Genomic DNA, 18,675 nt, shown 5'->3' on the forward strand with positions numbered 1-18,675 from the left:
CCCATACTCGGGACAGTGGAATAGCACATAAAGGACGACAACCGAATGGTCCGTCCGAAGAAACGGACTAGCGCGCCCCTTTCACGGGCCGTACAAGATGGGATTCAATGGCCCCTTCGTCGTCAGGCTCGTCGGCGTCCAAACGTGCACTGGCGCGCATTGGATCCATTGTTCATGAGTGCCGCATCGAGCGGCTGATTGGCATCGGCGGGATGGCCGCCGTGTATGCCGGTACGCGCGAGGACGGCGAGCGTGTGGCCATCAAATTCCTCCTCGAGCGCTTCCAGGACGACCCCAACATGGTGCGTCTTTTCAGCCAGGAGGCGAACATTGCGAACCAGGTGGACCACCCCGGCGCCGTCCCGGTTCTCGATTGCAGTGTGGACGACGATGGTTGCGCCTTTCTCATCATGCCGTTGCTTCAGGGCGAGACTGTGCGCGCCCGATGGGAGCGTGCGAACCTTTGTCTGCCGGTCGCCGATGCCGGCGTGATCGTCTCCGATGCGCTCGACGTGCTGGCCAGCGCGCATGCACGGGGCATCGTCCACCGCGACATCAAACCGGAAAACCTGTTCATCTCCACCTCGGGCAACCTTCGCGTGCTCGACTTTGGAATCGCGCGCCGTTGCGATCGCGATGGCAGCGTCACCATGACCGGATACATGATTGGCACCCCCGCCTTCATGTCGCCCGAGCAGGCGCTGGGGGCACCGAATGGCGTCGGGCCAGCCAGTGACTGCTGGTCCGCAGGGGCCACGCTCTTTTCGCTCTTGTCGGGTCAGTTCGTCCACGATGCCGCGACCGCCGGAGCCCAATTGGCATCGGCCACCCGGCCGCCGCGGTCCCTCGCCGATGCCGCGCCGCATTTGCCGCTATCCATCGTGCGCTTCGTCGACAAGGCGCTTGCCCTCGATCCAAAGGACCGATGGCCGTCGGCGCGCGACATGCGGGAAGCCTTGCACGAGGCCTTCGAGGGCGCGCTCAACGAGCCCATGGAGGTCACGGCACCCCGCGTGCGCGGGAAGTTCGTCGCCGAGCTCGCGCAGAAGACCGAGGCCACGCGCGTGAAGCTGCCGTCGCGCCAGAGCACGCGATCGCGCGGGCCCGCGTCGCAGCCTCTCTGGATGAAGTACTTGCAGCCTGACGTCGAGGTGAGTGCGTTTTTGCCCAAGTTTTTCGACACCATGAATGCCACGGTGAGGCGAATCCTCACCGAGCATGGGCTGGGGTATTACGTCGAGACGGGCTGGTTCATTCCGGACGCGCGGCCGTGGTGGCCCATGGAGGCGTACGTCCTCGCGTTGAATGCGATTGCCGAAACGCTCAGCCCCATCAAGGCCCTAGACGCCGGAAAGCGCGCTGCCAAATACGTCGAACTTCCGCCCGAGCCGATGATGCAGAACATCCACGCCATGTTCGAGTCGATGGATATGGCCTATCATCTGAATCATCGCAAAAACGGCGTTCCCATGGTCGATATCGAATCCGGTCGCATGGAGGACGGCATTGGCCACTATCGCTACCGCGGTAAGCTCGATACCGAACAATCCGTGGTCATGGTGTGCGAAGAGCCGTATCCCTGCGCGATGGATCACGGCATGATTCTCGGCTTCGCGCGGCGGTTCGAGCCCTATGCCGTCGTCGAGCACGGGCCCGGTGGCTGCCGCAAAGATGGCGCGGAGAGCTGCACGTACCACATCACGTGGTGGTGATTCTCTCGTTGGTCACGTGAGCACGTGCACCAAAATGCCAATCAGGACGCACAAGAGTAAGCTCCCCGCGAACAGAATGGCGCAGCCCACGCCGGTGAGGCCCATCAGGCGCGAGCCGGAGCTCACGCTCGAACCGTGGGCAATGTCCCTTCGCAACGATTGCTCGCCCTGAATGACGGGGAGCACCGCCCGGAACGATTGACCGTCGCGCGTACCGTCGATGCGCACGGCAAGTTGGACGCGGCGCGGGGTGGGGTCCTCCGAAGGCCCCGGGCGTTCGACCCAGGTGACGGCTTTGCAGCGCGGGCAGTGCACGCTCGGATCGTTGGGCGGTGTGGGCGTGCCGCACGCGGCGCATCCCGCGGCGATGCCCGCGCGATCTTCGAGCACGCTGATTCGGTATTCGGCTTGAAGCGCGGAGCCGGCCGACACCAGCATGAAGGGCTCGGGCCACTGATCGATGATCAACGCGCCGGCCGTTCCTTCCACGGGCGTCTGGCAGTGAGGGCAGGGGAGGCTCATGGCCTGGCGCGACGACACGACGAGCGCGGAGCAGCAGTGCGAGCATGCGCCCAACGCCACGCCGACGGCCCCGCGTGCCATCGCCACGCGGGCGCTGGCAAACCAACGGAACAGTCGGTTTGCGTCGAACGCGACGTCGAAATGGGCAGGCTGTCCGTCGGCGCCAAATGGGACCGAGTTGGTGAGGCCGCACGTAGGGCAGGCGACGGAAATAGGGAAATGGGGCGGATCGCCGAGAGGCTTTTCGCAAGCCTGGCATCGGGCTCGAACGAGCGGCATGGGAGGCGTCAGCCTATCTCAGATAAGGTCAAAAGTTACAGTAGAGCCCGGCTCTTGATGTGAAGCGTCAACGCACACGTTTCAACAATGATACCGTCAGAGACAGCATGGCCACGGCCCCGCGGATGTCCAAAGCGATCGCGAAACCCTCCGCCAAGCCGCCTTTCGCGAACAAGGCGAAGGCGAAAGCCAACGATGCGCTCGGCGAAGCGTTGGCGCGTCACGGTGAAGAACTCTTCGAGCGCGTGCGCGCCGGTGTGCGTGGACTTGCACTGGGCCAGGAACACTCCGCGTTCATCGACTCGCTGATCGGCCGAGCGTACGCCGGCGCCGAGAAGCGCGTGGGTGCGTTGAGCAGCTTCGCGGTGGCCGCCGTGGGAAGCTACGGGCGCGGCGCCGTCGCGATGGGAAGCGATGCCGATGTGCGTTTGCTCACCGGTGGACGCAAGGCGCGCGCGGCGGCGGAAAAATTCGCGCAGGCGTTCCTGTATCCGCTTTGGGACACGGGATTGCCCGTCGGGCACCAGGTCGTCGACATCGAAGACGCCCTCGCGCTCGCGCACAAAGATCTCGCGGCGGCGACGACGTTGCTCGACGTGCGTCACGTGTGCGGGGATCGCGAGCTGGTGGAGCGCCTGCTGGCCCGCGCGTGGGACGGCATGTTCGCGGAATCCGCGCTCGGCGCCTTGGTGGATCGCCTCGAAGAGGAGGTGACCGCTCGGCATACACGCTTCGGTGGGTCGCTGTACTTGCTCGAGCCGGAGGTGAAGAGCGGGGCAGGCGGCTTGCGCGATCTCGACGTGGTGCGCTGGGCGGCGCGCGCGCGTTTTCGCGTGCCCACGCAGAACACGTGGCAGGAGCTGGTGCGGCTCGGTGTGCTCGTCGCACGCGAAGCGGCGGAAATTTCAGGGGCGGAGGAGTTCCTCTGGAACATCCGCAACCTGCTGCACGCCTACGCAGGGCGCAAAATCGATCGACTGACCTTCGACGCGCAAGAGACCATGGCCGTCGAGCTCGGGTACGCCACGGCCGCCGACGGTGAGCCTTCCCCGCGCGAGCGCGCGACCGGTGCCGAGCGGCTCATGCAGGATTACTACGTGCACGCACGGGTGGTGACCCGCGCGCAGGAGCGCATGCTCGAGCGCGCCCGCCCGCACAAGCGCCGCGCGAAGCCGGTGGAGACCGACGTGGGCCACGGCGTGCGCATGTTCGACGGGCAGCTCACCATCGCCGGCATCAAGGAGCTCTACGACGAGCCGGCGCTGGCCTTGCGCGTCTACGCCGCGTGCGTGCGCATGCGCGCGCCGATCCTGCCGTTCGCGCGCGAGGCCATTGCGCGTGCTGCGGCCGATCCCGTGTTTTGCGAAGCCTTGCGCGCGAGCCACGAGGCGCAGCAGATCTTCGTCGATCTGATCTGCACCGTCGCCGAGGTACCCACGCGCCGCGGTTCGATGGTCGGCGAGCTGCACGATGTCGGGCTGCTGCTGGCGATGATCCCCGAGTTCTCGCCGGTCACCGGTCGCGTGCACCACGACGTCTACCACGTGTACACGGTCGACGTGCACAGCGTGGCCGCCGTGGATTGCCTCTCGGCGCTCGCGCGCGGAGAGCTTGCCCACGTGCACCCGCTGGCGAGCCGCCTGGCCGCGGAAATCGCGCGCCCGAAGCCGCTCTTCATGGCCACGCTGCTGCACGACGTCGGCAAGGGTTATCCCGATGCGAGCGGCTCGCGGAAGAACCACTCCGTGAGCGGCGCCGAGCTGTGCGAAGTCATCCTGCCGCGCCTCGGCGTTCGCGCGGAGGACGTCGCCGAGGTGCGCGCGTTGGTGCTGCAGCACTTGGCCATGTACCACGTGGCCACGCGGCGCGATATCGACGATGCGGCGACCATCGAGGAGTTCTGCCGCTTGGTGCGCGGGCGCGAGGGCTTGCGCGATCTGTACCTGCTCACGGTGGCGGACATCACGACGACGTCGCCCACCGCGATGACCTCGTGGAAAGCGCGCATGCTCGAGGAGCTCTACATCGCGTGCGCGGCGCATCTCTCGGGGCACATCGGCTTCGACGAAGAGCGCACCCGGCGCGTGCGCGAGGTCGCGCGTCCGTGCTTCCAGGGCCCGCCCGAGTTTTTCGACGCGTTCATCACGAGCATGCCCGAGCGCTATCTTTTGGCGAACCAGCCCGAGTCGATCGCCGCACACGCGCGCATTGCGCTCGAGCGCGACGGCCGTCCCGTGCATGCGGGCATCATCGAAGCGGGCGAACACTGCGAGCCAAAGGAGACCGCCGGCGGCGACGTGGCCGAGCTTTGCGTCGTCGCCGAGGACACGCCCGGTCTCGTCGCGCGCATCGCCGCCGTCATCACGGCGGCGCGCCTGGAGTTCGTCGAGGCGCAGGTCTATTCGAATGCCGCGGGCGAGGCCGTGGACATCTTTTGGGTGCGCGGCCGCACCGACGGCGCGGAGGGCGTGAAAAGGGCCATGCCGCGCCTGCTGCGCGATCTCGACGACGTGTGCCGCGGCACCATCTCTCCCGCGGAGCTTCTGCGATCGCGCATCGGCACGGCATCGCCCTGGCGCGAGAGGCCGAGCCCCGCCGTGCCGACGGACATCGTCATCGACGACCGCGCTTCCCCGCGCCACACCGTCATCGAGGCCTTCGCCAAGGACCGCCCTGGCCTGCTCTACACTCTTGCGCAGGCGCTCCACGAGTTGGGGCTGACCATCGTGCTTTCCAAGATCAACACGGAGGGCAACAAGGTGGCCGACGTCTTCTACGTCAACGAGCTGGACGGCTCGAAGGTCGCCCCTGGCGAGCGATTCAAGGTGATCAAAGAGGTACTTGCACGCGCAATCGATTCGGACGTATCGGACAGACCCAGTACCGCCGGCACCGGCCGGCTGGTGGCGGAGCAACCTCCGCAAGAGCAACAAAGGAACGAGGAGGCGTGAGATGAGAGCGTTCGGGGTGCTTGTCGTAGCTTCAGCGGTGTCTCTCGCAGCATGTGGAGGTTCCAAGAAGGACCCCGCCACCCAGGCGCAACCCGCATCTTCGGCGAAGCCGGTTGCGACCGCAGCTCCCGCTCCGGCGGTCGCACCGCCGACGAGCGAGGAGGCCTCGTTGGGCATCAAATCCTTCCAGAGCGGTGACGTCCCAGGTGCGAAAAAGCACTTCGAGGCGGCCGTGAAGAAGAACCCGAAGGACGCCGACGCGCTCTATTACCTGGGGCTCGTCGCCGATCAGGCCGGCGACAAGAAGAGCGCGGAGGAGAACTACCTGGCCGCGCTGCAGCAACGGCCGGATCTGGACAACGCGTACGTCAACCTGGGTGCACTCTACATCGAAGGAGAGCGCATCAACGAGGCGCTCTTGATCACGCGCCAGGGCCTGCAGAAGAACCCGAAGCACCCGGGATTGCACTTGAACCTCGGCGTGGGCCTGGCCACCAAGGGCGACATCGCCGGCGCCACGCGCGCCTTCGAGGAGGCCACGCGGCTCGCCCCGGAGGATCCGGTGTTCCAGGTGACGTATGCGCACTGGCTCGTGGTGTGGAAGCGCACCGACGAGGCTGCGGCAAAGCTTCGCTCGGCGCGACCGCTCGCCGAGAACAACGTCGATACCCTGGGCGCCATTGCCAAGGAGATGCGCCTTGCCGGTGCGGCGGCCGACTGTGTGCCGACATTGGACAAAGCCATCGCCATCAAAGATAGCCCCGAGTTGCGGTACGAGCGCGGGCTCTGCAAGGTGGCCCTTCGCGACGAGCCGGGTTCGCTGCTCGACTTCCAGATGGCCGTGGCCAAGGCACCGAGCCATGCCGATCCGCATTATTGGCTGGCCGGCCGGTATGCCGTGCTGGAAAAATGGAAAGACGTCATCAGCGAGTACGAGGCCTACCTTCGATTGGCGCCGAACGGTCCTTTTGCCCGGACCGCGCAGGAGCGCATCGAGCTGGCCAAGCAAAAGAGCGGCGGCGCGGCCGGAGGCAAGAAGACGCAGCAGGGAAAGGCGACGCCGGCGCCAAAGAAATAGCCACTAGCCCCGAGCAGTCCGGATGCGTTAAGACGGGCGGTTTGCTAGCGTCCTTCCCATGGACGTCGTCAAACATTGGATCGACAACGAGGCCGTGGACGGGGGGGATCGCAAGGGGGACGTGTACAATCCCGCCACCGGCGAGAAGACGGCGCAAGTCGTCTATGCCTCGCGCGGGGACGTGGATCGCGCCGTCGCCTCCGCGAAGAAGGCGCTCGAATCGTGGGGCAAAGCTTCTCTGGCGAAGCGGAGCCGCGTGCTCTTCGCGTACCGCGAACTCGTGGAGCGGAACAAGGAGACCATCGCCAAGATGCTCACGTCGGAGCACGGCAAGGTGCTCTCCGATGCGGGTGGCGAAGTGCAGCGCGGTCTCGAGGTCATCGAGTTCGCCTGTGGGATCTCGGAGCTCGCCAAGGGCGAGTTCAGCGAGAACGTCTCCACGGAGGTCGACAGCTATTCGATCCGGCAGCCGGTGGGCGTGTGCGCCGGCATCACGCCGTTCAACTTCCCCGCGATGGTGCCGATGTGGATGTACCCCATCGCGATCGCCTGCGGGAACACCTTCGTCCTCAAGCCGAGCGAGAAGGATCCTTCGGTTACGAATTACTGTGCCGAGTTGCTGAAGCAGGCGGGCCTGCCCGAGGGCGTTCTCAACATCGTGCACGGCGACAAGGTCGCGGTGGACGCGCTGCTCGAGCACCCGGATGTCGGGGCGGTGAGCTTCGTCGGCTCGACGCCGATTGCAAAGTACATCTATGAGACCGGCACCAAGAACGGCAAGCGCGTTCAGGCCCTGGGCGGGGCGAAGAACCACATGGTGGTGCTGCCGGACGCGGACATGGATCTCGCCGCCGATGCAGCGGTGAGCGCGGGCTATGGCTCGGCGGGCGAGCGGTGCATGGCCATCAGCGTGCTGGTCACGGTGGGCGACGCCGCCGACAAGTTGCTGCCGAAGATCCGCGAGCGCATGGCGGCGCTCAAGGTTGGCAACGGCCTGGATCCGGCGAGCGAGATGGGGCCGCTGGTCACGAAAGAGCATCTCTCGCGCGTCGTTTCCTACGTGGAAAAGGGCGTGGCCGAGGGCGCGAAGCTCGTCGCCGACGGACGCACCTTGAAGGTCAAAGGCCACGAGAAGGGGTTCTTCCTCGGCCCGTGCCTCTTCGACGACGTGCGTCCCGAGATGAGCATCTACCAGGACGAGATCTTCGGCCCGGTTCTCTCGGTGGTGCGCGTGCCCACGTACGCCGATGCGGTGAAGCTGATTCACGAGCACGTCTTTGCCAACGGCGTGGCCATCTTCACCAACGACGGCGGCGCCGCGCGCAAGTTCCAGAGCGACGTGCAAGTCGGCATGGTCGGCGTGAACGTGCCGATCCCCGTGCCCATGGCGTACTACTCCTTCGGCGGGTGGAAGAAGTCGCTCTTCGGCGATCTGCACATCTACGGCCGCGACGGCGTGCGCTTCTACACGCGCAACAAGGTGGTCATCGCGCGCTGGCCCGATCCGAAGTTCCGCGGCGTGAACCTCGGCTTCCCGCAGAACCACTGAGCCGCGTTCAGATCCCGCGGACCACGAAATGGCGCTCGGCGCGACGTTCGCCGAGCGCGAGTAGTTTGCCCGCGGGATCGAACCACGCGTGCACGGCGTCGGAGACGACGCCCGAGATGTTCTCGTTCGCGACGGCGCGGCCACACGCCGCGTCGCGCGCGCCTTGCTCGTTCAAATGCGCCACCGGCATCGCGCGCGCGGCCGCCGTTTCCAGGGAGAGAACCCGCTCTGCGAGATCGGGCGCGTCGAGGATGCAGGCTTCCTCGACGGTAAACGGGTGCGAGCGCGTCCGGCGAAGCGATGTCACATGGCCCACCGTTTCGAGCCGTGCCGCCACATCCCGCGCGAAGGCGCGCACGTAATAGCCTTTCTCCACGGTGAGCCGGGCGGAGAACTCGTTTTCCCCCGTGCCCAGCACCTCGATGCTCCGCACCTTCACCGGGCGCGCAGCCAGCTGGAACTCTTTGCCCTGACGCGCCAGCTCGTGCGCGCGCATTCCCTCGTGGTGGATCGCCGAGACATTGGGCGGCACCTGTTCCAGCCGCTCCACCTCGCGCGCGATGGCCTCGGGCAATCGCGCCGCAAAATCCGCGGGGACCTCCCGGCGCTCGGTCTCCGTTCCATCGGCATCCAGGGAGTCCGTGGTCACGCCCAGCTTCACGGTGACCTCGTACGTCTTGTCGGCCAGGGTCAAATACGGCACCAACTTGGTCGCCGTCCCGATGGCCACGACGAGCACGCCCGTGGCCATCGGATCCAGCGTCCCCGCATGGCCGACGGCCCGCGTTTTCAGCCGTTTCCGAAGGCGTTGCACCACATCATGGCTCGTCACGCCCGCGGGCTTGTCGACGATGAGGACGCCGCGAACACTCAACCGAGCGCTCAACCGAAGAACACGGACTTGCGATCGCCGAGCGCCTTGTCGAGCATCTCCTGAATCGTCGTGCGCACACGTTCGGCCAGGCGCCCCACGAGAAGCTCGTCGTCGGCGGCCTCGGGCCCGTAGCTCGCGACGTCCAGCAGCTCGCCGAAAATGATCTTCCACTTCGTCGGCGCCGGCGCGAGGCCTGCGGGACCGAGCAGCGGAAACGTCGGCGTGACGGGGATGTACGGCAGCCCCAAGGCGCGCGCGAAATACTCGACCCGCAGCAGCATGGGGTTCGCCTCTTCGGCGCCCACCACCACCACCGGCACGATCGGCGTGTTCGTGCGAAGGCAAAGCTTGATGAACCCACCGCGCCCGAAGCGCTGCAGCCGGTAGCGGTCGCGGTAAAGCTTGCCGATGCCCTTCACGCCCTCCGGAAAGACCGCGACGAGCGCTTCCTGCCGAAGCAGCCGCTCGGCATTTTCCTGGCATGCGCGCACGGCACCGATGCGGTTCGTGAACGAGCCCAGGAAGGGGAAGTGGAAGATGAAGTCCTCCGCCAGCCAGCGCACATCGCGGTGCTGCGGATGCTCGCGCTTCACGGCGGTCTTGATCATCGCGCCGTCGTACGGGAGCGTGCCCGAGTGGTTCGCCACCAAGAGGCAGCGCCCCTCCGCCGGGATGTTGCCCGCGCCGATCGTCTCCACGCGGAAGTACCGGTCGTAGAGAAAATCGAACAGCGGACGCACTTTGGAGTCGTAGACCGGATCGTAGCCGAAGTCGTCGATCTCCTCGGAGCGGTTGCGCATTCCGAGGCGGCCCCATTTGCGCAGGTAAAAATCGGTCGAGAGCAGCTCGCGCGCGGTGTCGAAGACCGTGGGCTCCTGATCGGGGCTCGCGAGATTGCGCACGGAGTTGCCGCTGTTCAGGCTCGTCACGGTGGGCACGGGATCCGTGTCCTCGCCATTGGAGCCGGGGCCGCTTCGCAACTCGTCGTCATCGTCATCGTCGACGCTGGGCAAAACGTGGGTCGACGCTTGATCGATCATCGCGTCGAGGTGCGCCTCGAGCTCGCGGATCTGCGCCGCCACCAGCTCCGGCTCCTCGGGACGCGGCCTTCGCGCGGTCGGCGTTTGCTCCTCGCCGTCCTCGTCCTCGTCGTCTTCTTCCTCGGCCGAGTCGGCAAAATCCGAATACTCGCCGAATTCCAGGGTCTGATGACGCAGGGACGGAGCAGGCGGAAGCGACGAAGGAGATCGCGGGATGAATTGCACCGACTCCGTCGACGCCTCGTCGTCCGGTGGCAAGGTCGCCGCCGACCCGTGCGGAATGGGCCCGCGCAGCGGCTTCGCGCCCGTGCGCATCGCCTGGCGCTCGTGCGTGATGGCCGGATGCTCCGAGGTTCCGTGCGGCTTGTGCCGGCGCCGTTTCTTCGGATGCGCCTGTGCCTGAGGCTGCGGCGTGCCGTTCGTTCCGTGCTGGTGCTGGTGCTGCTGCGGTGCCGCCGATTGCCCCTGTTGCTGCGGCCCGCGGGACTCACGCGACTGATGCCGTCTCTTGCGCGTCATGCCACGTTCTCCTGCAGCAGCTTGACGTCGCGCAGTCGTTGGGCGCTCACGAAATCCAGCAGCGCTTCGCGGGTGGTGTAAGCCGGGCGGAATCCCATTTCCTTCTGCGCCTTCGTACCATCGGCGACGCAGAGAAAGCGCAAATACTTGAGGAACGCCGGGGGCACCTCCGCCACCTGAGCCAACCAGCCCAGCGCGCAGATGGACTCGGCCACCGGGTGCGGGATCGGCAGGGCGATGCGTCCGGCCAGCTTGATGACGGTGCTGAGGGGCAGCACCCCGTCGCCGACGATGTTGAACGTACCCGGCACGTCGCGGTCGATGGCCAGCTTGAGCGCGGCAATCGCGTCGACCTCGTGCAGGAACTGCAGCAGCGGATCGAAGCCCATCATCGTGGGCACCATCCGATGCGCGAGGTAGCGCGTCATGTAGTTGTGCACCGTCGGGCCCAGCAGGGGGGCCATTCGCAGGACGGTCACCACCGACCCCGGCGAGCGCCGCGCGAACTTGCTCGCTTCGGCCTCGGCCTCGACCTTGTCGACGAAGAACGGCTCGTGCCGGTCGGCCCGGAGCGGATGCCGCTCGGAAAGAAAATTCGGGTTGGACGGATGTGCTCCGTACAGCAAGGTCTGAGACCACATCACGACCTTGCGGACCTGCGCATGCCGCGCGGCCACCAGGACGTGCATCGTCCCGACGCTCTCGAGCTCGTGAGCCCAGGCGCTCGCCGGCGTTGGGTTCGCCAGAAACGCCAGGTGAACCACAATGTCGGCACGTTCGGCAGCGAGCACTTCCGCAAGCCGGGCTTCGGCCGTGGGCTGGGTGAAGTCGACCTCGTAACTACGGGTCTTTTTCCCGGCTGTGGAAGGCGCCTTGATGTCGATGGCGACGATGCGCTCGACGCGCTCGTCCTCCTCCAACAAGCCAATGACGTTCGTGCCCAAGAAAGATGCTGCGCCGGTCAGAGCCACGACCGGACCGCCTCGGCTGTCACGCAGAGCGGTCTTGCGGCCGCTTTCCCGCGGGCGGGTAGCAGCGGAAAGCTGTCCAGATTTCGAATCGGAGGCCATCGATTGGAGCGCCATCGGTTGGTGGGGGGTGGTCCGAAAGTCGCGGAACGACAGTAGTACGCCGCGGCCGAAGTTGGTACTTCGTTGCATAGCCCGTGGTGCGATAATCTTCCCGGGAACGTGGGCAACTCGAGCCATGCCGTGCCGCCCCGGCTCGGGCCGTACGAGCTCATTGAACGCCTTGCCACGGGTGGCATGGCCGAGGTGTATCTGGCGCGCCGGGCTGGACCGCGCGGTTTCCAGAAGCTCGTCGCGGTCAAGCGCATCCTTCCGCAGCTGGCGCGCGATCCCGACTTCGTCGCGATGTTCGTGGACGAGGCGCGGGTGTGTGCCAACCTCTCGCACCCGAACATCGTCCAAGTGTTCGACTTCGGCGAGCAGGACGAAGAGCTGTACATGGCCATGGAGTACGTGGACGGCACGACGGGCGCCCGCCTGATTCGCGCCGCCGCGGCCCGCGGGGAGGAGCTCCCGCTGGAGGTGTCGCTCCACGTGGCCCTCAGCATTTTGCGCGGCCTGGAATACGCCCATGCGGCACGCGATCGCAAAGGCCGGCCCCTCAACCTGGTGCACCGCGATGTGTCGCCGGGCAATGTGCTCATCGATCGGTCGGGCGCGGTGAAGCTGACGGACTTCGGCATTGCGCGCGCCTCGGACTTCGAGCGGCGCACCGACCAGGGGCAGCTCAAAGGCAAGCTCGGTTACATGTCGCCGGAGCAGGTGACGGGGCGCGAGCTCGACGCGCGGAGCGATCTGTTCACCGTGGGCATCGTCCTCGCGGAGCTGGTGACCTTGCGCCCTCTTTTCTCGGGCGGCCGGGAGCTCGATGTGCTTCTGCGCATCCGCGACGCGGATCTCGGGCCCATCGATCGAGCGGGCTCGCTTTTGCCCGACGATGTGAAATCGGTGCTTCTGCGCGCGCTCGCGCGGGACAAGCTGCTGCGCTACTCCAACGCGGCCGTCTTCGCGGAGGCCATCGAGGAAATCATCCGCCGTCGCCGTCTGCAGGTCGGCCCCGCGCGGCTCTCGGCATGGATCGAACGGCTCGGTTTGATCGATGGCCCCGATGTCTCCAGCGACAACGAGCCAAGCCGTCCGGGCACCGCCATCCTCGAGCCCGACGAGGTGGTTCGCAACGATCCGCGTGGCGATGGCTCCTACGACAGCGGCGGCTCCTACGAGGTGGCACCGCAGATTTACCGGGTCGACTTGGGCGACGGCACAGCGAGCCAGCCCATGTCGTATCCCCGGGTCATCGAGCTGTTCGCCACGGGCGCCATCGGCAGCCGTTCCCTCGTGGCGCGCGAGTCGGGGCGCTTCAAGCCGGCGCTGCACTACAAAGAGTTCGCGCGCTTCGTCACGAGCCCGGCGTTGCGTTGGGACGACGACGCCGACGGTGCCGAAAAGAGCACGCTCGATCGCGCCACACTCCCGGCGTACTTGTTCCAATTGGCGCTGGAACGGGAAACGGGGGTGCTGGTCTTCCGCAACGAGGAGAAGCAGAAGAAGATTTTCCTCGTGGAGGGCGCCCCGGAGTTCGTGGCGTCCACGGATCGCCGCGAGCTGCTCGGTGAGCACTTGGTGGCGACGGGTCAGGTGCTGCGGATGGAGGTCGAGATGGCGCTGGCCATGCTGCCGAAGTTCGGCGGGCGGCTGGGCGATGCGCTGGTGGGCCTCGGCGTGCTGCGGCCCATCGAGCTTTTTCGCGCGATCCACGATCAGACGCAGATGCGCTACATGGACGTTCTCGGCTGGCCGGACGCGAACATCAGCTTCACGCGCGGCGCGCGCTCGCACGAGGAGACGTTCCCCCTCGGCGTCGACCCGTTCGAGCTCATCGCGCGCGGCATCCGCGAGGGCTATCCGGTGGACGAGCTCGCGCAGCTCCTCGGCCCGATCGAGGACGACGTTCTCGAGCGAGTGCCGAACCCGCCGGTGCGCATCGAGGTGCTGCGTCTGCCCGAGCGCGAGTCGTACATCTTACGCAAGGTCGATGGCACGAGCTCGCTGCGGGCGCTCATCGGGCAGATGACCAACTTGAAGATCGCCGACGCCGACGATGTGATGCGCGCGGTGTTCGTCGGGCTCTCGTGCGAGGTTCTGCGTTCGATCCGGTGGACGGCGCTTCATCCCGACAGCGGCATCCGGCGCTCGGGTGCTTCGAAGGTGCGGCTCGGTCGATAGCGGTGACAAGGGCGATGGCCGCGAAGCACCTGGATCGCCGGACCAGCGCGGCCGATGAATGGAGTGCCCGAGAACGCCCAATTCGCAGCACGAAATGACGCAGAGGCCCGATGGCACGGATCATGGTCATGCCGTGGTTCATGGACTGGAAAACCCTTCTTCTCACCGCGACGTTGGGGATCGCAGGTGTTTCAGCGATGGCCGCATGCGCCTCGGGAAACGACAGCGGCACGTCGGACACGAACGATGCAGGCGGTAAGTCACCGCCACCAGGTGGTGGGGGAGGAGGTCGTCCGGGCAATCAGCCGCCGCCGGGCGGAGAGAATCCCGGCCAGACCGAGGACGCGGGGACGGAGACGGATGCGGGCGTCGAAGATGGAGGGTCGCCGGGCGGAGGCGGGGTGTTTGCCGACGCCCCGCCGTACGTGAACGAGACCGGAAAATCCTCGCGCAATGCCGGGCACGCGAGCGGCCTTTTCGGCAACCAGAACCCCGCCGGCCGCGGGTGCTTCGAATGCCACGACGGTGCCAAGGCCCCTGCATTTCTGTTCGCCGGCACCGTGTATTCGGACGTGGCGGGCAAGGTACCCGCGAAGGCCGTGGAGGTCCGCCTCGTCGTGAACGGCGTCGCGGCGAGCACGCATAGCGACGCGGATGGCAACTTCTTCTTCGCAGGACAGCCGAACAACGGCGGCGGTCACGTCGGCGCGCGCGACGCAACGGGCAGCGTGCAGATGAACTCGTCGCCCTTCAATGGCAATTGCAACGGATGCCACAACGGCACCTCGCAGTCGCGCGTGCACTATCCCTGAGTGTTCAACTCTTTCCGATAAACGGGGTAGGGCGGCTCCCCGGCGACGTGCGTGTATCCTGCATCGATGTAGATCTGCTCCGGCCCCATCCACACTTCCTCGGGCCGGAGCTCGTCGTGGGATCGTCGCGGGTACGCTTCGACGGCGCGCCCGCCCCACGCGCGTACGGCGTCGTCCGCGCCTCGAACGAGGGCGCGGGCCACGCCCTTTTCGCGATGCTCCGGGTGCACGAGAAAGCACCCGATGCTGTAGACGCCTTCGTCTGCACCGAGATCCAGCGCCCCGTAGACGCGGCCTTTGCGCAGCTTGGTCACGCTCGTGCGCGGGACGAGCTTCATCCAGCCGACGACGGCGTCGCCGGCAAGCGCCACCAACCCGCGTGCGGCCGGATCGCCTGCGAGCAGCGCTTGCTCGTGCTCGTTGCGGTTCACGTCGGCGGAGAAGGCGGTGCGTGCGAGCCAGTCGTTCGTCGTGCCGATGAAATGCCAATAGCGGCAGTAACAGGAACAGTGGCACGCCTCGAACAGGGCGGCCCACCCTTCGAGATGGGCCGCATCGAGCGGGACGACGCTCACCATGTCAGGAGGCCTGCGGCGGCACCAAGCCCGGCGAACGCGCCTCGAAGGCGGCGGCCACCGAAAACATCTTCGATTCCTCGAGCCAGGGCGCGACGATCTGCAGGCCCACCGGGAGCCCCGATGCCGTCGGTTTGGCCGGGACGCTGCAGCCCGGAATGCCCGCGAGGCTCGCGGGGAGCGTGTAGACGTCGTTCAAATACATGGCGAGGGGATCGTCCACCTTCTCGCCCAGGCGAAACGCGGGTGTCGGCGACGTCGGCGAACAGATGACGTCGACCTCGCGGAACGCCTCCTCGAAGTCGCGGCGGATCAAGGTCCGGACCTTCTGCGCCTTCAAGTAATACGCATCGTAATACCCCGCCGAGAGCACGAAGGTGCCGAGCAGAATGCGCCGCTTCACTTCGGTGCCGAAGCCCGCATCGCGCGTGGCGCCGTACATGGCCTTGAGGTCGGCTTTGCCCGGCCCCGAAGGCTCCACGCGAAGGCCGTAGCGAACGCCGTCGAAGCGCGCCAGGTTGCTCGAGGCCTCCGCGTCCGCGATGATGTAATACGTCGCCAAGGCGTAGCGCGTGTGCGGAAGCTTCACCGGGCGCACGACGCAGCCTTCGGCCTCCAGCTCGGAAATGGCCGCGCGGATGCTCGCCTCCACCTCGGGATCGAGCCCCTTGGCGAAGTACTCGGCGGGGACGCCGATGCGCAGTCCTTTGACGGACTTGCCGCACGCGCCCTCGTAGTCGTCCACCGGCGCGCCCAGCGAGGTCGCGTCCTTCGAATCCTTGCCGGAGATGACCCCGAGCACGCGCGCCGCGCCACGCACGTCCGTGGCGAAGGGGCCCACTTGATCGAGGCTCGACGCGAAGGCGATGAGCCCGAAGCGCGATACGCGCCCGTACGTCGGCTTGATGCCCACGGTTCCCGTCAACGCCGCGGGCTGCCGGATCGAGCCACCGGTATCGCTTCCCAGCGTGGCGCTCACCATGCGTGCTGCCACCGCCGCCGCGCTTCCGCCGGACGAGCCGCCCGGCGTGCGCTCCGGATCCCACGGATTCTTCACCGGACCGTACGCGCTGTTTTCGTTCGACGAGCCCATCGCGAACTCGTCCATGTTCGTCTTGCCGATGATGATCGCATCGGCCGCGCGCAGCCGCGCCACCACGGTCGCATCGTACGGTGGGACGTAACCCTGGAGGATCTTCGACGCTGCGGTGGTCACCACCCCGCGCGTGCACAACGCATCCTTGATCCCAATGGGAACGCCGGCGAGGGGGCCCAGTTTCTCTCCGCGGGCGCGCTTTGCATCGACCGCGCGTGCCTGATCGAGCGCGCTCTCGTGCGACACCGTCAGGAACGCGTTCAACCTGCCGTTCTTCGCCTCGATGCCCGCCAGCGCGGCCTGGGTCACGTCCAGCGCACTCGTCTCGCCCGAGCGAACCCGTTCGGCGATCGCAATCACCTCGTCGTGGCTTGCCATGGGTCAGTTCTCCACGAACGTGGGGACGGCAAAGCCACCGTGGGCCGACTGCGGCGCCTGCGCCAGCGTTTCGTCCCGCTGCAACGAAGCCTCGACCGCGTCGCCGCGCAACTCGCTGCGCTCCAGTTGTACGTACGCCGTCGGCTCCACGTTCGACGTGTCCAGTTCGTTCAACTCTTCGACGTACCGCACCATCTCGGCGAGCTCGCGCGTGAGGCGCTCCGTCTCGTCATCCGCCAAAACAAGCGATGCAAGCTGAGCAATGTGCTCCACCTGCGCGCGATCGATGCGTGTCGTCATAGGATTGCGCGCAGCGTATCACACGAGCTAACGCGCCGGCGAAGGCGTTTGCCCTTCGAAAATCGGTGTGCCGGCGTCGTGCTCCTCGTACTCGGGCGGGGGGCCCTTCGGCATGGGGGGCGCCCCTCCGCATGCGGCCGCCAGGGCAGCCAACGAGATCAACGCAAGGAGCACGACGGCGATGCGATGCATGTCCGCCTGATTAGCAGCTAGTGAATCCCTTCCGCCACCTTCGCCAAGCTCGCATTGAGCGCCTTCTTCGCAATCGGGTCGAGCGCGGTGCGATCCCCGACGAAGTGGAACGTGCGGCTCGTGTGCACCAAGGAGGCCTTCGGCGCGAGTGCGGCGGCCGGGGAGGAGGTCTCCAGCTCGTAGAACCCGCCGAGCGACGGCTTTCCGGGATCCGTCGGCCCGTCGTTGTAGCTGTTGACGACGTCGCCGCCGTAGGGGGCCTTCTGCTTCTCCCACATGCTGTTCACGTAGTCGTTCGACTTCGGCTTGTCGTACGAGACCACCGTGAGAAGTTTGAGCGACTCCGCATAGCTGCCGAGCACGTTCTTCGCGCGGGAGGGGCCCAGGCCAATCTTGCTCCGGTGCTGCCCGTCCGCCTTGAAGCGCAGATACCCATCCTTGGAGTCGTTCGCCAGGCGATCGGCGGGCACCTTGCCGAAGTAGCGATCGTTCACGACCTCACCCTTCGCCGCGGCCTCGAACGGCACCACGACGTAGGCATCGGGCGCCGGGTTGAATTGCCCGAGGATCCACACGCTGAGAAGCCCGGCCTCTTTCGTCCACGGCTTCGCGCCCGTGTTGGTGATCTTGTTCGTCGTGGAGAAGCCCACCCACTTCACGCCCTCGCCGGGCTTCGTGCCCGCGAGTTTCTCCACGTCGCCTGCGCTCAGCAGATCGATCGTGCGCTCCACCTCGAGGGAAAACTCCGTTCCCTTGTAGTTCTTCAAGGTGAGGTTGCGCTTGAAGACCACGCGCGTCGGCGTCTTCTCGGCAACCGTCCACGCGCCCTCTTGCAAGGCCGCGGGCGTTTGCCACTTCGTCAGATTGAACTCGGAGCCCGGTGCGAAGAAGAGCGCGAACTGCCCGCCCTCGGGGCCGAGCCAAAAGCGATCTTCGCCACCGTAGTTGTCGAAGGCCGCCCCGGTTTTCTTTTCCTCGATGAACTTGTGGTTCACCCAGCCGATGCTCTTCTCGGTGCCTCCGACGGCGCTGGTCATCACGCGGCCTTGGTACGTGGGCGAGATGGCCACGCGTCCGCCGTTGGGCGCCTCGAGCACCTCGACGGTGCCGTACTTGCGCAGAAATTCCACTTCGTAGTCGAAGGTGCCCTCGGCGGCCGAGGTCTTTCCCGACGAATCGGGCCCGACGGGCTTCGGTGCGGGGGGCGGTGGGGCGGACGCGGTGGTCGCCGTTTCGGGCGCCATGGCGGGGGTCGTCGGGGGCGGGCTGGAGTCGCCTCCGCATGCCGCGACGGCACGGACCGCAAGAGGGGCGAACGCCAGCGCAAGAACCAGAGAAGAGGAGGGGACTCGCATGATGCACGCTACGGTAGCCGCGTCCGCCATCTCCCCTCAAGCCGGTTGTCACCAGTTTTGCTTGACTTCGAGGGTGCGCTGCGTCAGGGTGCCGCCGCTATTTCCGCCCGAAAGGGCACCCACTCCTCACGCTCTTCATGCGCAAATCCGTGGCCCGGTGCGCTGGTTCTAGCAAAACCAACGCTGGCC

15 protein-coding genes are annotated in these 18,675 nt (G+C 66.5%); 6 read left to right on the plus strand and 9 right to left on the minus strand.

All coding sequences use genetic code 11. The features are described from left to right. Positions 1–107 precede the first annotated feature (107 nt). Complete coding sequence (locus LZC95_16120) at positions 108–1,712, plus strand: serine/threonine protein kinase (GenBank protein ID WXA98350.1); 1,605 nt, start codon at positions 108–110, stop codon at positions 1,710–1,712. A 12-nt stretch (positions 1,713–1,724) separates the two neighbouring features. Here the strand turns inward: LZC95_16120 and LZC95_16125 are convergent, their stop codons facing one another. After that, on the minus strand, positions 1,725–2,513 hold the full coding sequence (locus tag LZC95_16125) for a hypothetical protein (GenBank protein ID WXA98351.1): 789 nt from the start codon (positions 2,511–2,513) through the stop codon (positions 1,725–1,727). 125 nt (positions 2,514–2,638) lie between these two features. On the opposite strand from LZC95_16125, the gene glnD reads away from it, so the two are divergent. From glnD to LZC95_16140, 3 genes are read left to right on the plus strand one after another with little or no spacing between them, the layout of a single operon-like run. Then, positions 2,639–5,464, plus strand: coding sequence for a [protein-PII] uridylyltransferase (gene glnD, locus LZC95_16130; GenBank protein ID WXA98352.1), 2,826 nt, complete (start codon positions 2,639–2,641; stop codon positions 5,462–5,464). 1 nt (position 5,465) lies between these two features. Continuing rightward, a complete protein-coding gene (locus LZC95_16135; protein WXA98353.1) occupies positions 5,466–6,542 on the plus strand; it encodes a tetratricopeptide repeat protein in 1,077 nt (358 codons plus the stop codon). Between the two features lie 58 nt (positions 6,543–6,600). Next, positions 6,601–8,091 carry a CoA-acylating methylmalonate-semialdehyde dehydrogenase gene (locus LZC95_16140; GenBank protein WXA98354.1) on the plus strand — a complete coding sequence of 497 codons (1,491 nt, stop codon included), beginning with the start codon at positions 6,601–6,603 and terminating at the stop codon, positions 8,089–8,091. A 7-nt stretch (positions 8,092–8,098) separates the two neighbouring features. Here LZC95_16140 and truB read toward each other — a convergent pair whose 3' ends face one another. The 3 genes from truB to LZC95_16155 are packed head-to-tail and all read right to left on the minus strand — an operon-like array spanning position 8,099 to position 11,594. Further along, positions 8,099–8,965: a tRNA pseudouridine(55) synthase TruB gene (truB, locus tag LZC95_16145; protein WXA98355.1), complete on the minus strand. Its 867-nt coding sequence runs from the start codon at positions 8,963–8,965 to the stop codon at positions 8,099–8,101. 8 nt (positions 8,966–8,973) lie between these two features. Continuing rightward, positions 8,974–10,524: a 1-acyl-sn-glycerol-3-phosphate acyltransferase gene (locus LZC95_16150; protein WXA98356.1), complete on the minus strand. Its 1,551-nt coding sequence runs from the start codon at positions 10,522–10,524 to the stop codon at positions 8,974–8,976. Beyond that, positions 10,521–11,594, minus strand: coding sequence for an NAD-dependent epimerase/dehydratase family protein (locus tag LZC95_16155; protein WXA98357.1), 1,074 nt, complete (start codon positions 11,592–11,594; stop codon positions 10,521–10,523). Before LZC95_16155 ends, LZC95_16150 begins: the two co-directional genes overlap by 4 nt. Positions 11,595–11,714: 120 nt before the next feature. On the opposite strand from LZC95_16155, the gene LZC95_16160 reads away from it, so the two are divergent. After that, the gene (locus LZC95_16160) at positions 11,715–13,778 is read left to right on the plus strand and encodes a serine/threonine protein kinase (GenBank protein WXA98358.1); all 2,064 of its coding nucleotides are present in this window, start codon (positions 11,715–11,717) and stop codon (positions 13,776–13,778) included. A 122-nt stretch (positions 13,779–13,900) separates the two neighbouring features. After that, positions 13,901–14,590, plus strand: a complete 690-nt coding sequence (locus tag LZC95_16165) for a hypothetical protein (GenBank protein WXA98359.1) — start codon at positions 13,901–13,903, stop codon at positions 14,588–14,590. On the opposite strand, the gene LZC95_16170 is transcribed toward LZC95_16165, so the two are convergent. Genes LZC95_16170 through LZC95_16190 form a run of 5 tightly spaced genes read right to left on the minus strand, consistent with a single transcriptional unit; the run spans position 14,581 to position 18,486 of the window. Then, positions 14,581–15,168 (minus strand): GNAT family N-acetyltransferase, encoded by a 588-nt coding sequence (locus LZC95_16170; GenBank protein ID WXA98360.1) that lies wholly within the window; start codon positions 15,166–15,168, stop codon positions 14,581–14,583. The two genes, LZC95_16165 and LZC95_16170, sit on opposite strands and share 10 nt — an antisense overlap. A gap of 1 nt (position 15,169) precedes the next feature. Continuing rightward, entirely contained in the window at positions 15,170–16,639 is a 1,470-nt protein-coding gene (gene gatA, locus LZC95_16175; protein ID WXA98361.1) for an Asp-tRNA(Asn)/Glu-tRNA(Gln) amidotransferase subunit GatA, read from the minus strand. A 3-nt stretch (positions 16,640–16,642) separates the two neighbouring features. Then, a complete protein-coding gene (gene gatC, locus LZC95_16180; GenBank protein WXA98362.1) occupies positions 16,643–16,939 on the minus strand; it encodes an Asp-tRNA(Asn)/Glu-tRNA(Gln) amidotransferase subunit GatC in 297 nt (98 codons plus the stop codon). A 27-nt stretch (positions 16,940–16,966) separates the two neighbouring features. Then, a complete protein-coding gene (locus LZC95_16185) occupies positions 16,967–17,131 on the minus strand; it encodes a hypothetical protein (GenBank protein ID WXA98363.1) in 165 nt (54 codons plus the stop codon). 17 nt (positions 17,132–17,148) lie between these two features. Beyond that, positions 17,149–18,486: a hypothetical protein gene (locus tag LZC95_16190; GenBank protein ID WXA98364.1), complete on the minus strand. Its 1,338-nt coding sequence runs from the start codon at positions 18,484–18,486 to the stop codon at positions 17,149–17,151. Positions 18,487–18,675: the final 189 nt, after the last annotated feature.

This window comes from Sorangiineae bacterium MSr12523 (assembly GCA_037157775.1).
Lineage (GTDB): Bacteria > Myxococcota_A > Polyangia > Polyangiales > Polyangiaceae > Pendulispora > Pendulispora brunnea.

Coding starts and splice junctions, on each gene's coding strand:
- LZC95_16185 (WXA98363.1), bottom strand. CDS start 17,131: ATGCATCGCATCGCCGTCGTGCTCCTTGCGTTGATCTCGTTGGCTGCC.
- LZC95_16140 (WXA98354.1), top strand. CDS start 6,601: ATGGACGTCGTCAAACATTGGATCGACAACGAGGCCGTGGACGGGGGG.
- LZC95_16165 (WXA98359.1), top strand. CDS start 13,901: ATGGTCATGCCGTGGTTCATGGACTGGAAAACCCTTCTTCTCACCGCG.
- LZC95_16155 (WXA98357.1), bottom strand. CDS start 11,594: ATGGCCTCCGATTCGAAATCTGGACAGCTTTCCGCTGCTACCCGCCCG.
- LZC95_16190 (WXA98364.1), bottom strand. CDS start 18,486: ATGCGAGTCCCCTCCTCTTCTCTGGTTCTTGCGCTGGCGTTCGCCCCT.
- LZC95_16135 (WXA98353.1), top strand. CDS start 5,466: ATGAGAGCGTTCGGGGTGCTTGTCGTAGCTTCAGCGGTGTCTCTCGCA.
- glnD (WXA98352.1), top strand. CDS start 2,639: ATGTCCAAAGCGATCGCGAAACCCTCCGCCAAGCCGCCTTTCGCGAAC.
- LZC95_16120 (WXA98350.1), top strand. CDS start 108: ATGGCCCCTTCGTCGTCAGGCTCGTCGGCGTCCAAACGTGCACTGGCG.
- gatA (WXA98361.1), bottom strand. CDS start 16,639: ATGGCAAGCCACGACGAGGTGATTGCGATCGCCGAACGGGTTCGCTCG.
- LZC95_16170 (WXA98360.1), bottom strand. CDS start 15,168: ATGGTGAGCGTCGTCCCGCTCGATGCGGCCCATCTCGAAGGGTGGGCC.
- LZC95_16150 (WXA98356.1), bottom strand. CDS start 10,524: ATGACGCGCAAGAGACGGCATCAGTCGCGTGAGTCCCGCGGGCCGCAG.
- gatC (WXA98362.1), bottom strand. CDS start 16,939: ATGACGACACGCATCGATCGCGCGCAGGTGGAGCACATTGCTCAGCTT.
- LZC95_16125 (WXA98351.1), bottom strand. CDS start 2,513: ATGCCGCTCGTTCGAGCCCGATGCCAGGCTTGCGAAAAGCCTCTCGGC.